General features: G+C 64.3%; 18 protein-coding genes. 7 read left to right on the top strand and 11 right to left on the bottom strand.

Features of this window, described 5'->3' with window-relative positions:
• Positions 1 to 43: 43 nt before the first annotated feature.
• The 11 genes from ACK4FZ_RS04070 to ACK4FZ_RS04020 form a co-directional block, all read right to left on the bottom strand.
• Positions 44 to 1,255, bottom strand: a complete 1,212-nt coding sequence (locus ACK4FZ_RS04070; protein WP_409818370.1) for a hypothetical protein — start codon at positions 1,253 to 1,255, stop codon at positions 44 to 46.
• Positions 1,256 to 1,341: 86 nt separating this feature from the next.
• Positions 1,342 to 2,901 (bottom strand): tetratricopeptide repeat protein, encoded by a 1,560-nt coding sequence (locus ACK4FZ_RS04065; RefSeq protein WP_409818444.1) that lies wholly within the window; start codon positions 2,899 to 2,901, stop codon positions 1,342 to 1,344.
• 177 nt (positions 2,902 to 3,078) lie between these two features.
• On the bottom strand, positions 3,079 to 5,271 hold the full coding sequence (locus ACK4FZ_RS04060; RefSeq protein WP_409818369.1) for a UvrD-helicase domain-containing protein: 2,193 nt from the start codon (positions 5,269 to 5,271) through the stop codon (positions 3,079 to 3,081).
• A gap of 1 nt (position 5,272) precedes the next feature.
• On the bottom strand, positions 5,273 to 6,304 hold the full coding sequence (locus ACK4FZ_RS04055; protein WP_409818368.1) for a LacI family DNA-binding transcriptional regulator: 1,032 nt from the start codon (positions 6,302 to 6,304) through the stop codon (positions 5,273 to 5,275).
• 214 nt (positions 6,305 to 6,518) lie between these two features.
• On the bottom strand, positions 6,519 to 7,451 hold the full coding sequence (rbsB, locus tag ACK4FZ_RS04050; protein ID WP_144372281.1) for a ribose ABC transporter substrate-binding protein RbsB: 933 nt from the start codon (positions 7,449 to 7,451) through the stop codon (positions 6,519 to 6,521).
• Positions 7,452 to 7,517: 66 nt separating this feature from the next.
• The gene (locus ACK4FZ_RS04045) at positions 7,518 to 8,456 is read right to left on the bottom strand and encodes an ABC transporter permease (protein WP_144372280.1); all 939 of its coding nucleotides are present in this window, start codon (positions 8,454 to 8,456) and stop codon (positions 7,518 to 7,520) included.
• 4 nt (positions 8,457 to 8,460) lie between these two features.
• Positions 8,461 to 9,969, bottom strand: coding sequence for a sugar ABC transporter ATP-binding protein (locus ACK4FZ_RS04040; protein ID WP_409818367.1), 1,509 nt, complete (start codon positions 9,967 to 9,969; stop codon positions 8,461 to 8,463).
• A gap of 9 nt (positions 9,970 to 9,978) precedes the next feature.
• On the bottom strand, positions 9,979 to 10,377 hold the full coding sequence (rbsD, locus tag ACK4FZ_RS04035) for a D-ribose pyranase (RefSeq protein ID WP_409818366.1): 399 nt from the start codon (positions 10,375 to 10,377) through the stop codon (positions 9,979 to 9,981).
• Positions 10,374 to 11,264, bottom strand: coding sequence for a ribokinase (locus ACK4FZ_RS04030; protein WP_409818365.1), 891 nt, complete (start codon positions 11,262 to 11,264; stop codon positions 10,374 to 10,376). The genes rbsD and ACK4FZ_RS04030 overlap by 4 nt, the downstream gene beginning before the upstream one ends.
• 407 nt (positions 11,265 to 11,671) lie before the next feature.
• On the bottom strand, positions 11,672 to 13,747 hold the full coding sequence (locus ACK4FZ_RS04025) for an acyltransferase family protein (RefSeq protein WP_409818364.1): 2,076 nt from the start codon (positions 13,745 to 13,747) through the stop codon (positions 11,672 to 11,674).
• Positions 13,748 to 13,885: 138 nt separating this feature from the next.
• Positions 13,886 to 14,116 carry a DUF2061 domain-containing protein gene (locus ACK4FZ_RS04020; RefSeq protein ID WP_409818363.1) on the bottom strand — a complete coding sequence of 77 codons (231 nt, stop codon included), beginning with the start codon at positions 14,114 to 14,116 and terminating at the stop codon, positions 13,886 to 13,888.
• 67 nt (positions 14,117 to 14,183) lie between these two features.
• On the opposite strand from ACK4FZ_RS04020, the gene ACK4FZ_RS04015 reads away from it, so the two are divergent.
• The 7 genes from ACK4FZ_RS04015 to ACK4FZ_RS03985 all read left to right on the top strand — a co-directional run bounded on the left by ACK4FZ_RS04015 (position 14,184) and on the right by ACK4FZ_RS03985 (position 19,675).
• Positions 14,184 to 14,351 carry a hypothetical protein gene (locus ACK4FZ_RS04015; RefSeq protein ID WP_409818362.1) on the top strand — a complete coding sequence of 56 codons (168 nt, stop codon included), beginning with the start codon at positions 14,184 to 14,186 and terminating at the stop codon, positions 14,349 to 14,351.
• Positions 14,352 to 14,367: 16 nt separating this feature from the next.
• Positions 14,368 to 15,561, top strand: a complete 1,194-nt coding sequence (locus tag ACK4FZ_RS04010; protein ID WP_409818361.1) for a cation:proton antiporter — start codon at positions 14,368 to 14,370, stop codon at positions 15,559 to 15,561.
• Between the two features lie 97 nt (positions 15,562 to 15,658).
• The gene (gene miaB / locus ACK4FZ_RS04005) at positions 15,659 to 16,993 is read left to right on the top strand and encodes a tRNA (N6-isopentenyl adenosine(37)-C2)-methylthiotransferase MiaB (RefSeq protein WP_409818360.1); all 1,335 of its coding nucleotides are present in this window, start codon (positions 15,659 to 15,661) and stop codon (positions 16,991 to 16,993) included.
• Positions 16,994 to 17,034: 41 nt separating this feature from the next.
• The gene (locus tag ACK4FZ_RS04000; protein ID WP_409818359.1) at positions 17,035 to 17,367 is read left to right on the top strand and encodes a hypothetical protein; all 333 of its coding nucleotides are present in this window, start codon (positions 17,035 to 17,037) and stop codon (positions 17,365 to 17,367) included.
• 5 nt (positions 17,368 to 17,372) lie between these two features.
• On the top strand, positions 17,373 to 18,341 hold the full coding sequence (locus tag ACK4FZ_RS03995; protein WP_409818358.1) for a PhoH family protein: 969 nt from the start codon (positions 17,373 to 17,375) through the stop codon (positions 18,339 to 18,341).
• A complete protein-coding gene (gene ybeY, locus ACK4FZ_RS03990; RefSeq protein WP_144372270.1) occupies positions 18,322 to 18,831 on the top strand; it encodes an rRNA maturation RNase YbeY in 510 nt (169 codons plus the stop codon). Before ACK4FZ_RS03995 ends, ybeY begins: the two co-directional genes overlap by 20 nt.
• Before the next feature lie 7 nt (positions 18,832 to 18,838).
• Positions 18,839 to 19,675, top strand: a complete 837-nt coding sequence (locus ACK4FZ_RS03985; protein ID WP_409818357.1) for an HlyC/CorC family transporter — start codon at positions 18,839 to 18,841, stop codon at positions 19,673 to 19,675.
• Position 19,676 lies beyond the last annotated feature (1 nt).

Here is a 19,676-nt window from a genome sequence, read left to right as displayed (position 1 = left end):
TTGACGTTGTCCGCAATTGTAGCCCAAAAATGCAGCACCGGCATCAGCGCACCATGGCTGGCAAATGGGGCATGTCCGGCACCTGCAGACCAGGCTCGGTCATCGCCACCTCCAGCGTCTGCACGCCATGACTGACGTCAAAGCTCAGCCACAGCAGAGCCGCCTCGTCGGCACGGCCACCTAGCGTCGTGTTCAGCCAGTGCGACACCCGCGGCAACAGTTCGCTCACTTCCGCCTCGTCCATCGTCAGCGACAGCAACAGACCACCATGGCGCAAACGCAATGACTGCATGCCGCCAAACGGCTGGCGCAGCAGCTGGCCTTCAAGACGCAGCATCACCGTTTCCAGATGAAACTGGCGGCGCCGTGCCCCTCTGCCATGCACCCACCACACCAGCAAGCGCTGGCCCGGCGCCAGCCCTGGCAGCTGCCGTTCCAGCGTAGCCAACGCGGTATGTACCGAAACAGGCGCCAGAGCACCAGCCTGCGCCAGCCACTGCTGCTGCATGGCGCGCCCCTGGGCTATGGCAGCCAACAGGCGACGACCATGCTGCCACGCATAGCAGCCCAGCCACCATAGCAACAGCATGAACATGGTCAGCACAAGCAGCCGCCAGCCTAGCCTGTCAGCCAGCAACCAGGGCTGGGTAGCCGTGATCTGCAAACGAAAGACACCGCTATGCAGGACCTGCTGCGACGACAGCAACCACGGCGGAGACATCCGCCCCCCCTCAGGCTGCCACAGCGACACACTCACGCTGCCCTGCGTTGTCGTTGCGGCCAACAGCTGCTGCGGTTGCAGCCAGATGGCAAGTACCATGCCATGAGAGCCGGGTAGCAACCACAGCCATTGCTCCGTCTGGGCAGGCTGCCAACGCAGCAACTGGGCCTGGCCTTGTTGTAAGGCTTGCATGGCAGACGCTACCGCCGTCTGCCGTGCCAGATCCTGGCCAGGTAGTAGCCGCCCGCCCAGTTGGAATGGGGCAAAGGTCAACACGGTCAGTTGCGTGTGCGGCTGCGCACTGAGTGTCAGCAGCGCCAGCTGACTCAGCAGCGGTTGCTGACGGCGATAGTTGTCCAGTGCCGGCTGCAACTGGGCTGCGTCTTGCCGCCGCACCGTCCCAAGACGTTGCAGCAGCTCGCTGGTACTGGATTGCAAGGCATCCAGCTGTCGGTGCATTACCGCAAGTTGCTGCTGTAGCTGCTGGTCCAATGCCTGCTGCGCCATGCGGCGCTCGGCTACCTGCAACCACATCACGCCCAGCACGCCCAACAGTAGCCAACAACAAAACAGCCCCGTAAACAGCAGGGGCTGTAGCCAGCGGCGACACGTTGCCAGCGTCACAACAGGAATTCCCGCTTCTGGCTTTGTTCGATCAGGCTACGCCAAGCCTGTAGCAGCTTCTGGAACTTGTTGTTGGTGGGTGCCATTTCGCGCACGCGCTGCAGCAGCTCGTGCGCTTGGCGGATGTGGCTTTCGTGCCAGCCCTGGCGATGGCTCTGCGCGATGATGGCGTTGACCAGGTTGAGCATCAGCTGCACGTTGTCCGGCATTTCCTGCAGCGCCTTCTGGAACAGTGCAATGGCCTTGTCGTGATCGCCGGACTGCGCTTCGCGTACCGCCTGGTTGTTGAGGTCGACAATGCCCTGCACATTGCTGGCAATCAGCTCGCGGCCGGCGTCGCCGCGGCCAACCTGGTCGAACATGGTGGAGAGCTTTTGCAGCAGCTCTTCGTTGTCGTGGTTGTTGCGCACCAGCTCACGGGCCACCTTGTCGCCGATCTCATGCTGGCCCTGGCCATAGGCGGCGCGGGCAAACTCCATGCGGTCGGCTTCTTTCAGCTTGGTCAGCTGCGGCATGCGCTCTTCCGCCGAACGCAGCAGCTTTTCGGCCGCCGCCTTGTTGCCGCTATGGTTCTGGATGTTGCTATCCACCACGTCTGCCATCCACTCGCCTTCCGGGTTGTGCTTGTAGTCGCGGCGCAACGAGGCCAGCGTTTTCATCGCTTCGGCCTTGTCCTGGCCAGCAAGCTGCGTGCGCGCCAGCGTGGCATAGTGGGCGGGGCTGCGGTGCCAGCTGGCCTTGGCCAGGTCCAGTGTGGTGGCGTAGGCCTTTTTGGCCTGCTCCAGATCGCCGTTTTCTTCGGCCACCTGCGCCAGTGCCTGGTGACGACGAATGGTAGCCGGCGACAGCTCGGTGGCGCGCTTCAGCGTTTGCTGTGCCTTGTCCAGCTCGTGGTTGTCCTGATACAGCTTGGCCAACCAGTCGTAAGCCTCCATCACGCGATCGTTTTCGATGATCACCTGCTGGAATAGCGCGATGGCCGGCTCCACTTTCTTGAGCCCGGCCATCGACTTGGCCATGCCCACCTTGGCCCACGGAATTTCCTTGATCTTCAGCACCTGTTGGTACAGGTTGTGCGCCGAGTCGTAGTCGCCGATCTTCATGCTCAGGCTGCCCTTGAGCTTCATGAAGTCGAGGCTGAACTCGTTGCGCTCGCCAATCTTCTTGCTGCAGGCGTCGATGGCTGCCATGTAGTCGTGGCTCATCAGCGCCTCGTCCACCACCTTGAACGCATCGCGGCGGCGCATGGCCACCTCCAGCCGCTTGGCCAGCTCTTCGCCGGTAAACGGCTTCAGCAGGTAGCCATCCGGCGCCAGCTCGGCTGCAGACAACACCTTGGCCGCACGACGCTCGCCACTGACAATCATGAACACGCACGATTGCTTCAGCAGATTGCGCTCCTTGGCCTCCTCATACAGGTACAGGCCGTCGCTGCCGCTGCCCAGGTCGTAATCGCACAGCACCACATCGAAGTCGTAGCGCATCAGCTTGACCAGTGCATCGCTGGCCTTGCCGGCGTACTCCACCTTCTCGGCACCGAAGGACTGCAGCGTCATCGACATCGCACGCTGCATTTCCGGTACGCAGTCCACCACCAGGTACTGCTTCTTGGCAAACGGGTTGCTGTAGTCGCGACGGCCGGTCGCCTCCTTGGCCCCAGTGATGGCGTTGAAGGTAGTCGATTGGTTGGACAACGAACTCATGGAAGGCCCCACTATTGTTGGTGTTGTGGCTTATGCAGGTGTCAGCTTGTCTGCAGCGTAGCGCAAGTCCAGCAGCTTGACGCCGTGTTCTGCAAAATTGATGAGCAAGCGCAAGTCTTCGCCGCTGCCTTCTGCCGTAATGATGACGCCGGCGCCAAACTTGGTGTGCGTCAGCGACTGCCCTACCCGCCACTGCCCCTGCCCTTCGGCGGCACGCTGCTTGACGAAAGCCGGCGTGGCCTGATCCCAGCGCTGACGGGTCGATACCGGTGCAGCTTTTACCGTAGCAGATAATGCGTGCAGCAGCTCTGCCGGAATTTCATCGACAAAGCGCGAGCGGATCGGATAGCGGCTCTGCCCGTGCAGCATGCGGCTTTGCGCATGGCTGAGGTACAGGCGCTTGCGGGCGCGGGTGATGGCCACGTACATCAGGCGGCGCTCTTCTTCCAGGCCCTTGGGGTCGTTGAAACTGTTCTCGTGCGGGAACAGGCCTTCTTCCAGGCCGCCAACGAATACCGCGTCGAACTCCAGACCCTTGGCCGCGTGCACCGTCATCAGCTGCAGCGCGTCTTCACCGGCCTCGGCCTGATGGTCACCGGCTTCCAGGCTGGCCTGGGTAAGAAACTCCACCGCGGCCAACTGCGGTTCTTGCGGCATGAAGCCGGTGGCGGCGTTGATCAGTTCGTCCAGGTTGGCCAGCCGTTCTTCGCCTTCCTTGCGGTCGGCCTCGTACATGGCGCGCAGGCCGCTGTCGTCGATCACCAGGCTGATCTGCTCCGCCAGGTTCAGCGGTTCGCTGCGCTGGCGCAGTTTTTCGATCAGCAGCACGAACTCGGCCAGCTTGCCGGCGGTACGGCCGCCGCCCGCACCGCAGCAGGCCTGCCACAGGCTGATGCCCTGCTCGCGGCTGGCGGTCTGCAGGTTTTCCACGCTGCGGGCGCCGATGCCGCGCGCCGGTACGTTGATCACGCGCAGCAGCGCGTTGTCGTCGTCCGGGTTCAGTACCAGGCGCAGATAGGCCAGCGCGTGCTTGATCTCCTGACGCTCGAAGAAGCGCAGGCCGCCGTAGATGCGGTAGGCCACACCGGCCTGCACCAGCACCTGCTCCAGGATGCGCGACTGCGCGTTGCTGCGGTACAGCACCGCCATGTCGGCCAGGTTCCAGCCGTCGCGGCGCAACGCCTTCACTTCGTCCACGATGAACTGCGCTTCTTCGCCGTCGGAGTAGGCCTCGAACAGGCGGATCTTGTCGCCGGGGCCGGCGGCGGTCCACAGCTTCTTGCCCAGCCGGCCGTCGTTGCGTTCGATCAGCGCGTTGGCCGCATCCAGAATGGTGCCGGCCGAGCGGTAGTTCTGCTCCAGCCGTACCGGGCCGGCTACGCCGTAGTCGGCCAGCAGCGCGCGCATATTGCCCACTTCGGCGCCACGGAAGGCGTAGATGGACTGGTCGTCGTCGCCCACCGCAAAAAGCGCGTTGTCGGGGCCGGCCAGCAGTTTCAGCCAGGCGTATTGCAGGCGGTTGGTATCCTGGAATTCGTCCACCAGCACAAAGCGGAAGCGCGCGCGGTAGTGCTCGCACAGTGCGGCGTTACGCGACAACAATTCGTAACAGCGCAACAGCAGCTCGGCAAAATCCACCACGCCTTCGCGGTTGCACTGCGCGTCGTAGGCGGCGTACAGCTCGATCAGCTTGCGGGTGTAGGGGTCGTAGGCGTTCAGTTCGCCGGCGCGCACGCCGGATTCCTTCTGCCCGTTGATGAACTGCTGCACCTGCTTGGGCGGGAATTTCTCGTCGGAGATGTCCAGGCTTTTCAGCAGGCGCTTGATGGCGCTTTGCTGCTCGCCGCTATCCAGAATCTGGAAGGTTTGCGGCAGGCCGGCGTCGCGGTAGTGCATGCGCAGCAGGCGGTTGCACAGGCCGTGGAAGGTGCCGATCCACATGCTGCGCACGTTCACCGGCATCATCGCGGCCAACCGTGTCTGCATCTCGCGCGCCGCCTTGTTGGTAAACGTCACCGCCAGGATGCTGGCCGGGTTGGCCTGGCCGGTTTGCATCAGCCAGGCGATGCGGGTGGTCAGCACCCGGGTCTTGCCGCTGCCGGCACCAGCCAGCACCAGCGCGCTTTTGGCGGGCCAGGTAACGGCGGAAAGTTGTTCGGGGTTGAGGCCGGCAAGCAGGTCGTGGTTCATGGGGGTGGCGTCTGGCAATTCGGAAAACGCCATTCTACACCAGTGCCAGTGCTGCCCCGGCGTGCGGGCTGTGCTGCACGCGGGCGGCAATGCGGGTGTCGCTTTGCGGCAGCGGCTGGCCTTCCAGCAAGGCCAGCACCTTGGCCAGGCTGGCCTCGGCCAGCGCGGTGCTGTCCTGCTGCACGGTGTCGATGGCCAGCGGCAGGCAGTCCAGCAGCGCGTGGTGGTCAAACGTCATCATGCAGCGCGGCGCCCCGTGCAGGCCGTGCTGCTGGCGCATGAAGGCCAGCACGCCTTCCAGCAGCGTGATGGAGGCGGTAAACAGCGCCTGCGGGTAACGGCCGTTGGCCGCGTACCAGTCGCGCATCATGGCAAAGCCCGACTCGCGCAGGAAATCTCGCTCGCACACCCAGCCCGGCTGCTCGGCCAAGCCCGCCCCGGCCAGCGCCTGGCGGTAGCCGGCCAGCCGGTCGCGGCTGGGCGACAGCGCGGCCTGGCCGCCGAAGTACACCAGCTCGTCCAGCCCTGCGGCCAACCTGGGCGCTAGCAATTGCACCACGCTGTCGGTGGCGTCGGTCACCACCGACGGAATGCCGCTGTCGTCCAGGCGGCGGTCGACAAACACCAGCGGCAGGCGCCGTGTCCATTTCTGGTAGGCCCGCACGTCGCTGCTACAGGGCACCACCAGCATGCCGTCCACCTGGCGCGCCACCAGCTGGGTCATGCCGGCGCTTTCGCGGGCCGGGTCTTCGTCGCTGGTCACCATCAGCAGTTGCAGGTCGCGCGCGCGGCACAGGTTTTCCAGCGCTTGCGCCAGCGCGGCGTGGCTGGCGTTGGTGAGGTCGGGAATGACCAGACCGATGGCCTGGCTGCGGCGGTTGCGCAGCGAACGCGCCGAGTGCGACGGGCTGAAATGCAGCTCGCGCGCCACCTGCTCTACCCGTTCCACGGTGGCCTGGGCAATGCGGTAACGCTCGGCGTGGCCATTGAGCACCATGCTGGCCGTGGTGCGGGACACCCCGGCAATACGGGCCACGTCGTCAATGGTCAGGCGCTGGAAAGTCATGCGGTATTCTCCTGTGGCCGCAGCCGGAATGAAAACTCCCTGCCGGCAAGGTAGCGCCGGCAGGGAGGATTGTAGCAGGGCCGGTGCCGGCGCTTGCCGCCGCCCGCCGGTAAGGTTGGCCGCAGTTGGCGCGGGGCGATAGCGGGCACCGCTTACCGACAGCATGCGGCAGGCTGGCGCGTCCGGACGCCGGCCTGCCCGTCTTGCCGGCGGCTTACTTCACCAGGTTCAGCGGTACCGGAATGAACTTGTCTACCGGCTGGCCGGCGATCAGCTTCTTGGCGGTCTGCACGCCGTACTGGCCGATCAGCTCCGGCTGTTGCTGAACGGTAGCGGCCAGGGTGCCGGCTTTCACGGCAGCCACGGCGTCGGCGGTAGCGTCAAAACCCACCACCACCACGTTCTTCAGGCCGGCAGCCTGAATGGCTTTCACCGCGCCCAGCGCCATTTCGTCGTTGTGTGCAAACACGCCCTGGATGCCCTTGTTGCCCTGGATGATGTTTTCCATCACCGACAGGCCCTTGGCGCGGTCAAAGTCGGCCGGCTGTTTGGCCAGCAGTTTCACGTCGGCCTTGCCGTCTACTACCTGGTGGAAGCCCTGGCCACGTTCGCGCGCGGCAGAGGAACCGGCAATGCCTTCCAGCTCGACGATATTGCCCTTGCCACCCAGTTTTTCCAGCAGGAACTCGCCGGCCATCTTGCCGCCTGCCACGTTGTCGGAAGCGATGTGGGCGCTAACCTCGGCACCGGTCACGCTACGGTCCAGCGATACCACCTTGATGCCCTTGCTGGTGGCTTCTTTCACCACGTTGGCCACCGCGGCGGAGTCGGTCGGGTTGATCAGGATGACGTTCACTTTCTTCTGGATCAGGTCTTCCACGCTGGCCTGTTGCTTGGCCGGGTCGTCCTGCGCGTCCACGGTGATCAGGTTGATGCCTTCTTTCTTGGCTTCCGCTTCGGCGCCGTTACGCAGCGACACGAAGAACGGGTTGTTCAGTGTGGACACCGCCAGGCCGACGGTAGCGGTGCTGGTGGCAGCAGCCGGCTCGCTGGCGGCGGCCGGTGCGCTGTCCGGGCCTTGCTTGGAGCAGGCGGCGATACCGAAAGCCAGCAGGCTGGCCAGCAGCGGGGTAATGATGCGATTCATGGTGCGACTCCCTGTTTGTATTGAACGACACGTGTTGCCGCCGCCGGCCACCTGCCGGCGACCGGTTTACTTCTTGCCTGCGCGGTCCAGCAGCACCGCCAGCAGGATGACTGCGCCCTTGATCACTTGCTGGTAGAACGACGATACGCCCAGCAGGTTGAGGCCGTTATTCAGTACGCCGATCAGCAGCGCCCCCATCAGGGTGCCGAAGATCCAGCCGCGGCCGCCGGTGAGGCTGGTGCCGCCCAGCACCACCGCCGCAATGGCGTCCAGCTCGTAGCCGGTACCGGCGGTGGGCTGCGCCGAGTTCAGGCGCGAGGTCAGCACCACGCCGGCCATCGCCGACATGGCACCGGACACGGTATAGACCCAGATCTTGACGCGATCCACCTTCACGCCGGACAGGCGCGAGGCTTCCTCGTTACCGCCGGTGGCGTACACGTGGCGACCGAACACGGTCTGCTTCAGCAGGAACCAGAAGCCGGCAAACATCAGCAGCATCCACACCACCGGTACCGGCACCAGGCCGGCCACGTAGCCACCACCCAGCATCTGGAAGAAATCGCTGTCCAGGCCGGTAATCGGGCTGCCGCCCGACGCCACCAGCGACAGGCCGCGCAGGATGGTCATCGACGCCAGTGTGGCGATAAACGGCGCCACCTTGCCCTTGCTGATGATCCAGCCGTTGGCAAAGCCCATGGCCGCGCCGGCGCCAATACCCAGCAGCGTGGCCAGCACCGGGTCCAGCCCGCCCTGGATCATCAGTGCGATGCACACCGACGACAGCGCCAGAATGGAACCGACCGACAGGTCGATGCCGCCCAGCAGGATGACCAGTGTCATGCCGAAGGCAATCAGCGCGTTGATCGACACCTGGCGCATCACGTTCATCAGGTTGCCCACGGTGAGGAAATCGGGGCTCATGATGGCCAGCGCGCCGGAAACCACCAGCAGCGCGATGAAGGGGCCCAGCTTTTGCAGCGTGGCTTTTTGTTGTGCAGTCATGCTCTCAATCCTGTGTTGTGCGGGTGTCGTGGCCGGCGGTGCCGGTGGCAGCGGCCATGATGTCTTCCTGGCTGAGGTTGGCCGCATCGAACAGCGCCGTCTGGCGCCCCTCGTGCAGCACCAGGATGCGGTTGCTCATCGCCATCACCTCGGGCAGCTCGGACGACACCATCACGATGGCCACACCGGCGGCGGCCAGCTGGTTGATGATGTGGTAGATCTCGGCCTTGCCGCCCACGTCCACGCCGCGCGTGGGTTCGTCCAGCAGCAATACCTTGGGCGGGTTGGCCAGCCATTTGGCAAACACCACTTTTTGCTGGTTGCCGCCGGACAGCGACTTCACGTCCAGCTCGGCGTCGCGGGTGCGGATGCGCAGCTGTCTGATCTGCTGCGCCACCGCCGCCTGCTCGGCCGCCTGGTTTACCACGCCCAGGCGGGCGTAGTGGTTTAGGTGCACCAGCGTGGCGTTTTCGCGGACCGACATGCCCAGCACCAGGCCCTGGCTCTTGCGGTCTTCGGTCACGAACGCCAGGCCGGCGGCAATGGCGGCGGCCGGGCTGCGCACGTCCAGCGGCGCGCCGTCCAGCCACACCTCGCCGGCGCTACGGCGGTTGACGCCAAACAGCGTTTTGAGGATTTCGCTACGGCCGGCGCCCATCAGGCCGGCAATGCCCAGCACTTCACCGGCACGGGCCTCGAAGCTGATGCCGTCGATGTGGCGGCCGTCGGACAAGCCGCGTACCGCCAAGCGCACGGCGCCCGGCAGCACGTCACGGCCGGGGAAGCGGTCGCCGATCTCGCGGCCAACCATCAGCTTCACCACTTCGTCGAAACCGGTGTCGGCAATCACACGCTCGCCGACAAAGCAGCCATCGCGCAGCACGCTGATCTTGTCGCAGATGTGGAAGATCTCTTCCATGCGGTGCGACACGTACACAATGGCCACGCCACGCGCCTTCAGGCCGCGCATCAGCGCAAACAGGGTGTCGATCTCGCGCGCCGACAGCGCGGCGGTGGGCTCGTCCATGATCAGCACGCGGGCGTCCATCGCCAGCGCCTTGGCGATTTCCACCATCTGCTGCTGGCCGATGGACAGGCTGCCGGCTTCGGCGTCCACGTCGATCTGGCTGGCACCCAGTGCGTCCAGCTGTGCCCGCGCCTGCTGGCGCATGGCTGCACGCTGGATCACGCCAAAGCGCGACGGCTCGCGGCCCAGAAACAGGTTTTCCATCACCGACAGCTGCGGAATCAGGTTCAGTTCCTGGTGGATGATGGCAATACCGGCCGCCTCGGCGTCGCGGGTGCTGCGGATCGCCACGGTCTGGCCGTCCACCTCTACGCTGCCGCTGTCCGGCTGGTACACGCCGCTGAGGATCTTCATCAGCGTGGACTTGCCGGCGCCGTTTTCGCCCATCAGCGCGTGGATTTCGCCGCCGTGCAGGGTGAAGTCCACCTTGTCCAGCACCCGCACCGGGCCGAAGGCCTTGCAGATGCCGCGCATGCTTACCTTCATCGCCGCCTCCTAGAAAATCACGCCGGCGTACAGGATCACGTTGGCGTACGGCGTGGCGTCGCCGGTGCGGATTACCGCCCGCGCCTCACGGCAGTGCTGCTTGAACGCTTCGTGGCTGACAAATTCGGTGGCTATGCCCTGCGCCGGTAGCGCGGCGGCCAGCGCCGACACCGCCGGGTTATGGCTGTGGCACTCGCTGGCAAACAGTGCACGCTCGCAGGCCATGTCGGCCAGCACGGTGTCCAGCACGCGGGCAAAGCCGGGCTCGCCCAGTGCCAGCGACACGTCGATGCACTCCACGCCCGGCGGCACCGGCAGGCCGCAATCGGCGATGACGATGCTGTCGGTGTGGCCCAGGCAGGCCAGCACGCGGGCGATATCACGGTTCAGATGACCCAGCTTTTTCATGCGGCATGCTCCTGCAAAAAGGTGTCCAGTGCGGCCAAGGTCGGCATGCCGCCCTGCGCGCCGGGCTGCGTCACCGACAAGGCGCCGGCTGCCGCGGCGCGGCGTACCGCCTCGGCCAGGCCCAGGTGCAGGAAGGTGGCCAGCGCACCGTTGAAGGTGTCGCCGGCGCCGGTGGTGTCTACTGGCGTGACGGCAAAGCCGGGCTGGTGCTGCAGTTGGCCGCCGGCATCGGCAAAGAAGGCACCGTCGGCGCCGTGCGTCATCACGATGCGGCCGGCGGCAGCGGCCACCAGCTCGCGCCACGGTTGCTGGCTGGCCAGCGTGGCGGCCAGCTCGAATTCGTTAGGGGTCAGTACGCTGACGCGGGCCAGCAGTGCGGCGGGTAGCGCCACCGCAGGGGCGGGGTTCAGCAGGAACGGCTTGCCGTGGCGGGCGGCCAGCAGCGCGGCGTGCTCTACGGTAGCCAGTGGCACTTCCAGTTGTGCCAGCACCACGTCGGCGTCGGCAAAGGCCTGCTCGGCGGCGTCCAGCTGCGCCGGCTGCAGCGCATGGTTGGCGCCCGGCACCACGATGATGGCGTTGTCGCTACCGCACAGCGTGATGCTTGCCACGCCGGTAGCCACGTCCACCTCGCTCACCCAGCGCGTGTCCACGCCTTCGTTGGCCAGCACGGCTTTGAGTTCGGCACCAAACGCATCGCGGCCGACACAGCCGATCATGCTGACTTGCGCCCCCAGCCGGGCGGCTGCCACCGCCTGGTTGGCGCCCTTGCCGCCCGGATAGGTGGCAAAGCCGCTGCCGCTAAGCGTTTCGCCCAGCCGCGGCATGGTGGGGCAATTCACCACCATATCCATATTGATACTGCCTATTACCAGCACACGCGTCATCGCGCTCGTCTCCAGCCTGCGGCCAACCCGTTAGTTGGCCGCGTTATTCTGTTAGCTGACGTTAGCTAAAACGTCATCAGCAAGCGCGAATGCTAGCGCAGCCGCTTGCCCGATGAAAGAGCGACACGCAAAAAATGTAAGGAAGTCACTACAGAAAGCGGGGTTTCAGCCCCTATAACCGCGTGCAAGCCCCCTGAACACGGTGGATTACCCGCCCAGGCGTAGTTGCAGCGCACAAATTCCGGCACCCAGACAGCACAAGCCTGCCAGCGCCCATGCATTGCACCGCAACACGCCACACCAGCCAGCCGGCAGCCCGGCAAGCCGCGCTTGCTGCAAAAACAACACCCCGGCCACGCAAGGTGGGTCGGGGTGTGTTTATGCCACGGATACTCTGTCTTAATGCGTCAGGGTTGACGTGCCCAATCGAATAGCGGGGCGAAGTCCGCATCCAGCGTCCGCGCCATGCTGGCGGTAAGGTGGTTCTGGTCTTTGTAGCGCACCATGCCGCGTTGCGAGGCATAGCAGGCGGTGTCGTCGCAGAAGCGGGGCAGCGGGTCCCACACCCTGACGCTGGCAGGGTGCCGTGCCGCAACTTGCTGCAGAATGGCCATGATGGGCGCACGCTGACGCTGCACCTCGTCTCGGCTGACATTGCATGCTGCCGCACCACGGCGGGCAATGCACTCTGGTACCGACAACGGAAATTCCGGCACCGGCGCCAGTAATACCAGCTTCAGGCCTTTCGCCGACAGCTGTGTGGCCAAGCGCTCAAGCGAACGCGCGAGCTGCTCAAGTGCGTGACGCCGGTCCAGCACCCCGTGGCCGGCCAGCAAGCTATCGGGCAGCACAACCTTCCCGTCCGCATCGGCGGCGGCCAGTGCCGTGATACTGGCACTGCCGGCAACCGGCGCCGCGGTGTAGCCGTTCCAGCGTACGCTCATCAACACGCCCTGCAGCCCCTGTGGCGCCAGCTGGGCTGCCTCGTCCAGTACCGCACGCGCATGGCTAAGGCACCAGCTGCGCACTTTGCCCTCACCGACCGGCACGGCATCCGGCAGCGGCGGGCAGCCATGGTAGACACGGCGCAATACGCCTACGTGGCGGCTTTGCGCCAGGCCGAGGTACAGTGCCATCAGATGGTCGGTATGGGAGTCGCCCCACGCCAGCAAACGCAGCGGCGCATCGGTGGGCCCTACCCGACAGGCCGCTTGTGGCGACAGGGGCACCCCGTGTTCCGCCATGTCGCAACCACCTGGCAAGCGTGCATCGTCCTGCTTGATCGTCAGAATGGGCAGAGAAGCGGGCCACGGGTACTTTTTGGGCAGGTACATGGCAGCGGTGGCGGCCAGCCAAACCAGCAGCGACAGCCCCAGCCCCAACCACAAGGTGCTGCGGTCAACAGCAAACCAGCCCGGTCGACGCTGGCGGACAGGCTGTTCCAGCAAGCAATACGTCAGCCAGGCCAGTAACAGGCTGACTCCGCCCCCCAGCAGCAGATCTCGCCACAGTTCGCGCTCCCCCAAGCCGTAAACCCGCCCCAACGCCAACAGCGGTTGGTGCCACAGATACCAGCTGTAAGACAACAAACCCAGGGCCACTACCCAAGGCTGCGCCAGTCGGCGACTGACCGCGTTGTGCGGATTCAGGCTGCCGGCAGCCAGTAACAGCAGCGTCCCGGTGACCGGCACCAGCGCGGCCAGCCCTGGAAAGACCATGTGCTTTTCTTCAAACAGCAGCACCGAGCACAGCAGCAAGGCCAGACCTAGTGCCCCCAGCCTAGCAGGCAAGGTCGGGCGTGCACGCGCAAGCTGCCAGGGTAACCACGCCAACAAGCCGCCAGCGGCAAACTCCCAGGCGCGCGTCGGCATCAGATAAAACGCCAGAGGCATGTTGGTATACGACAGATAGACACACGCCACTAGCGACAATACCAGCACCACACCCAGAGTTGGCCTCAAGGCGGCGGCACCGCCCAAGCGATAGGCAGCCAGCATCAGCAATGGCCACACCAGGTAGTACTGCTCCTCCACCGCCAGCGACCACGTATGGAGCAGCGGTTTCAGATCGGTCGCGCTATTGAAATAGTCAAAGGCATGCTTCAGGAAGTGGTGGTTGGCAGACAGGGTCACCACCGCCCTCGCCTCGCGGCCGAGACTGTTGGCCGCATCCGGCAACAACACGAAATAGCCAGCCAGCAGGGTCACGAGCGTCACCAGCATCAAGGCGGGTGCCAGGCGGCGGATACGACGCGCAAAAAACGCAGCGAAGCGGATCGTGCCGCTAGCCAGTAACTCGTCGCGCAGCAAGCCGCTGATCAGAAAGCCGGACAGCACGAAGAAGATATCGACACCGACGAACCCTCCTGGCAAACCCGGCACGCCGATGTGGTAAGCAATCACACTGAGCACTGCAATGGCGCGCATGCCATCAATGTCGGCACGGTAATGCGGTGTTGCAGTGGCTCTGGGAAAAGAGAGCATACAAAAAGCCTTGTGTAGAAGAGCCATGAGGCACGGCTTGCATCAAGCACAACACGCAAGCCATACAAAGTGGCAACAATTCTACACTAGGCACCCCGCACGCCAGTCACACCCGTCGCCGCTCGGGCAGGCACGGCCTCAATGCCGGTGCAGCAAGCCGCCGTGGCCGGCGGTGGCGGCGTGCGGGGCGTCGCCGCGACGGGCGCGGATGCGGTCCCACACTTTTTCGTGGAAGTAGTAGGCCACGGTATTGACCAGCGGCTCCACCAGCGCCAGCAGGCTGGCCACGCCAAAGCTGCCGGTGAGCAGATAAGCCACGCTGAACGCCACGGTGAAGTGACAGATGGCGAAGGTGATGGTCTTGATCATGATGCACTCCAACAAGCTATTGAACTTGAAGTGATGATAGCCATTATCACTTAATAGCTGAAATTAAATGTTTCTAGCCACCGCATTGATAGAAACAAATTCGATGGATGATGCCCAATCGGTGAACTCTGCCGCCGCGAGACTTTCTATCTTTAAAGAGCTGCCGCAGCCGCCTGCCCGCTTCCCGCATGCGGGACCCATACGGCAAGGCGTGCCGGCGACCAAAAAACGATAACGGACAGGGAGAACCCATGCACGCAACCCCACTGATTACGACGCTGGTCGGCGCCTTGGTTACTGCTTTTCTGCTTGGCGCGCTGGCGCTGAAGCTGCGCCTGCCACCGCTATTGGGCTACCTGGCGGCCGGCATCCTGGTCGGCCCGTTCACCCCCGGCTTTGTGGCCGACGGCCATCTGGCGGCCGAGCTGGCCGAACTGGGCGTGATTCTGCTGATGTTCGGCGTGGGCCTGCATTTTTCCATCCCCGACCTGTGGGCGGTACGCCGCATCGCCCTGCCCGGCGCCTTCGCCCAGATCGGCGTGGCCATTGCGCTGGGCTGCGGCATGGGTGTGCTGCTGGGCTGGAGCGTACCGCAGGGCCTGCTGTTCGGCATGGCGCTGTCGGTGGCCAGTACCGTGGTGCTGCTCAAAGCCCTGGAAGAGCACGGCAAGCTGGAAACACCCGCCGGCAAGGTGGCGGTGGGCTGGTTGATCAGCGAAGATTTGGCCACCATTCTGGCGCTGGTGCTGATTCCGGCGCTGGCTGGCAGCGCGGCGGCCAACCTGGGCGATTCGCTACAGGCCATCCTGATCACGCTGGGCAAGGTGGCCGCCTTTGTGGCAGTGATGATGCTGGTAGGCCAGAAGGTCATTCCATGGATGCTGGAAAAAATCGTGTACACCGGCAGCCGCGAGATGTTCCGCCTGGGCGTGCTCGCCACTGCGCTGGGCGTGGCCTACGGCGCCACCGCGCTGTTTGATGTGTCGTTTGCATTGGGTGCTTTCTTTGCCGGCACCGTGCTGGCCAGCTCGCCGTTCAGCCACCGCGCCGCCGAAGAAGCCATGCCGCTACGCGATGCGTTTGCCGTACTGTTTTTCGTGGCGGCCGGTATGCTGTTCGACCCGCGCGTACTGATCAACGACACCGTAGCGGTGATAGCCACGGTGGCCATCATCATCGTGGGCAAAGGGTTGGCCGCGTGGCTGTTGATGACGCTGTTGCGCCAGTCGCGTGCCGATCGCTGGCTGCTGGCGGCCAGCCTGGCGCAGATAGGCGAGTTCTCGTTCATTCTGGCCAACCTGGGCCTGAGCCTCGAGCTGCTGACCCCGCGCGGGCATTCGCTGGTGATGGCAGGTGCCATCCTGTCCATTCTGCTCAACCCGCTATTGTTCCGCATCGCGCTGCGCCGCAGCGAGCAGGCCGCTGCCGCACCCGCCGCCTTGTGATACACTCGCGCGCAAGCTATTCATTCGCCAGCAAAAACGCCAGCCAGGAGGGTTCCGGCCGGGGTGAGCTGGCCTTCTCTTTTTTGCAGATACCCGCATGAAAAAGGTTTACATCAAGACGTTCGGTTGCCAGATGAACGAGTACGACTCCGACAAGATGGCAGACGTACTGGGCAGCAGCGAAGGCATGATCAAGACGGACAAGCCGGAAGAGGCGGACGTCATCCTGTTCAACACCTGTAGCGTGCGCGAAAAGGCGCAGGAAAAGGTGTTCTCCGATCTGGGCCGCATCAAACCGCTGAAAGAAGCCAACCCCAACCTGATCATCGGCGTGGGCGGCTGTGTGGCCAGCCAGGAAGGCGACACCATCGTCAAACGCGCACCGTACGTGGACGTGGTGTTCGGCCCGCAGACGCTGCACCGCCTGCCGGACCTGATCAAGAGCCGCCAGCAAAGCGGCGCCGCCCAGGTGGATATTTCCTTCCCCGAGATCGAGAAGTTCGACCACATTCCGCCAGCCAAGGTGGAAGGCGGCGCGGCCTTCGTGTCGGTGATGGAAGGCTGTTCCAAGTACTGTACCTTCTGTGTGGTGCCGTACACCCGCGGCGAGGAAGTATCGCGCCCGTTTGACGACGTGTTGACCGAAGTGGCCAACCTGGCGATGCAGGGCGTGAAGGAAATCACCCTGCTGGGCCAGAACGTCAACGCCTACCGCGGCGCCATGGCTGACGGCGAGATCGCCGACTTCGCCACGCTGCTGGAATACGTACACGAGATTCCGGGCATCGAACGCCTGCGCTTCACCACCAGCCACCCGCGCGAGTTCAGCCAGCGCATCATCGACTGCTACGGCAAGCTGCCCAAGCTGGTTTCGCACCTGCACCTGCCGGTGCAGAGCGGTGCCGACCGCGTGCTGGCCGCGATGAAGCGCGGTTACACCGGCCTGGAATACAAGTCCATCATCCGCAAGCTGCGCGCGCTGCGCCCCGACCTGTGCCTGTCGTCCGACTTCATCGTCGGCTTCCCGGGCGAGACCGAGGCCGACTTCGAACAAACGCTGAAGCTGGTGAAGGATATGGAGTTCGACTTCAGCTTCGTGTTCATCTACAGCCCGCGCCCTGGCACCCCCGCGGCCAACCTGCCGGACGACACCCCGCACAAGGAAAAAGTGCGTCGTCTGGAAGCGCTGAACGAAGTGATCGAAGCCAAAGGCTTCGAGATCAACCAGGGCATGGTCGGCACCGTGCAGCGCATCCTGGTGGAAGGCATCTCCAAGAAAGACCCCGCCATGCTGGCCGGCCGCACCGCCAACAACCGCGTAGTCAACTTCTACGGCCAGCCGCGCCTGATCAACCAGATGATCGACGTGGTGATCACTGAAGCCTTCCCGCATTCGCTGGGTGGCGAGGTGCTCACCGTCGAACACGCTTGACCCTGCACCGGCGGCCTGCCGCCGGTGTGGCTGGATCGCCGATGCGTCTGATCACCCTTGCCATAGTGCTGCTCCCCGCCTGCAGCAACCTGCGCCCGCCAGACCCGGCCACGCTGGACTGCCCGGCGCTGGCGCGGGAAGTTGGCCGCACCGCCAAACTGCTGGCCGCCGAGCGCACAAACCCGCGGCCGCCGGTTACACTGAACATCGGCCTGGGCGGCGCCGTGGGCAGCCACGGCAGCATCGGCGTCGGTTTTGGCCTGCCGATCGGCACCCCGAAGCTGGACGACGACCGCATCCAGGCCTTGCAACAGCAGCTGGCGCGCCTGCAAGCCCTGCAGCGCCAGCGTCAATGCCCGCCAACCACACCCTAGCGTCCATGAACGAAACCACCGTTACCCATAGCTTCACCCCCGTCGATAACGATCGTCTGGCCCGTCTGTGCGGCGCGCTGGACGAAAACCTGAAGCAGATCGAAACCGGCCTGGATGTCAGCATCCAGCGGCGCGGCGAGCAGTTCACGCTACGCGGCGAGCAAGCCGACGCCGCCCTGCAACTGTTGCTGCGCTGCTACGACATGGCCGAAAAGCGCGATGTCGGCATCCGCGACGTGCAGCTGGGGCTGGTGGAAGCCCGCCAGCGCAACCCGCAAGGCGAGGAAGACGACACGCCGCAGCTGGCCACCCGCCGCCGCGACCTCAAAGGCCGCACGCCGCGTCAGGGCGCCTACATCAAGGCCATCTTCGGCCACGACATCACCTTCGGCATTGGCCCGGCCGGTACCGGCAAAACTTACCTGGCCGTCGCCTGCGCGGTAGACGCCATGGAGCGTGACGCGGTGAAGCGCATCGTGCTGGTGCGCCCGGCGGTGGAAGCCGGCGAAAAGCTGGGCTTCCTGCCCGGCGACCTGGCACAGAAGGTAGACCCGTACCTGCGCCCGCTGTATGACGCGTTGTACGACCTGATGGGCTTCGACAAGGTGGCGCGGCTGTTCGAGAAAAACCTGATCGAGATCGCCCCGCTGGCCTATATGCGCGGCCGCACGCTGAACAACGCTTTCATCATTCTGGATGAAGCGCAAAACACCACGCCGGAGCAGATGAAGATGTTCCTCACCCGCATCGGCTTCGGCTCGCGCGCCGTCATTACCGGCGACGTAACCCAGATCGACCTGGCGCGCCACCAGAAGAGCGGCCTGGTCGAGGTGGAGCGCATCCTGGGCAAGGTACGCGGCATCCATTTCCATCATTTCCAGAGCGACGACGTGGTGCGCCACCCGCTGGTGCAGAAGATCGTCGACGCCTACGACCGTTATCAAGCCAAACACGATGAAACAAGCGAAACGTAACCCCTTCCTGCAGCGCCAGGCGGCCCGCCTCGACCTGACCCTGGAAGACCGCCTGGAAACCGAACAAGCGTTGCCGGAAGGCAAACTGTGGCGCCGCTGGTGCCAGGCTGCACTGCAACGCCAGCACCAGCACGCGCAGGTGTCGCTGCTGGTGGTGGATGAGGCGGAAGGCCGCCAGCTCAACCACGATTACCGCGGCAAGGACTACGCCACCAACGTGCTGTCGTTCGCGCTGAACGAAGGCGACACGGTGGCCGGCATGCCGCTGTTCGGCGACCTGGTGTTCTGTGCGCCGGTGGTGGCACGCGAAGCCGCCGAGCAAGGCAAGACGCTGGAAGCGCACTACGCCCACCTCACCGTACACGGCATGCTGCACCTGCAAGGCTTTGATCACGAGCAGGATGACGAAGCCGAGGTCATGGAAGCGCTTGAAACCGTCATCCTTGCCAAGTTAGGCTATGCCGATCCTTACGCCGCCGAGAAAGCCTGATCCAGCCATGGACGACCCCAGTAAAACCGCCAGTTGGTTTGAACGCCTGCTGAACCGCTTCACCCACGAGCCGGAAGACCGTGAAGAACTGCGCGAGCAGCTGCATGCAGCTTTTGAGCGCAACCTGATGGACGCCGAAGCGCTGTCGATGATCGAGGGCGTGCTGTCGTTCTCGGAACAGACCGTGCGCGACGTGATGGTGCAGCGTAGCCAGATCAGCGTGCTGAAGCTGGAAGACAGCATCGAGCAATGGCTGCCGCAGCTGATCGAAACCGGCCACTCGCGCTTTCCGGTGATTGGCGAAGACAAGGACGACATCAAGGGCATCCTGCTGGCCAAAGACCTGCTGCGCTACTTCTATCACCCCGAGCAGTTCGACGTCACCAAGGTGCTGCGCCCGGTAATCTTTGTGCCGGAAAGCAAACCGCTGAACGCCTTGCTGCGCGAATTCCGCGCCAGCAAGACCCACCTGGCCATCGTGGTGGACGAATACGGCGGCGTGTCCGGCCTGGTGACCATCGAAGATGTGCTGGAAGAAATCGTCGGCGAAATCGACGACGAACACGATCAGGAAGAGCAGGAAGAAGACATCGTGCCGGTACGCGGCGGCCGCTATCGTGTGCGCGCCACCACCGCCATCGATGACTTCAACAGCTTTTTTGATTGCGCGCTGCCCGACGACGAAGTGGACACCGTCGGCGGGCTGGTGATGGCCAATCTGGGCTACGTACCCACCCGCGGCGAGGGCCTGCAGCTGGACGAATGGCACTTTACCGTCATCCGCGCCGACAGCCGCCGCCTGCACGCGCTGCTGGTGGAGCGGCGCGCCACCAAACGGGACTGAC

This window comes from Vogesella sp., assembly GCF_046297735.1.
Lineage (GTDB): Bacteria > Pseudomonadota > Gammaproteobacteria > Burkholderiales > Chromobacteriaceae > Vogesella > Vogesella urethralis.
This window is presented reverse-complemented; position numbering and strand designations above follow the sequence as displayed.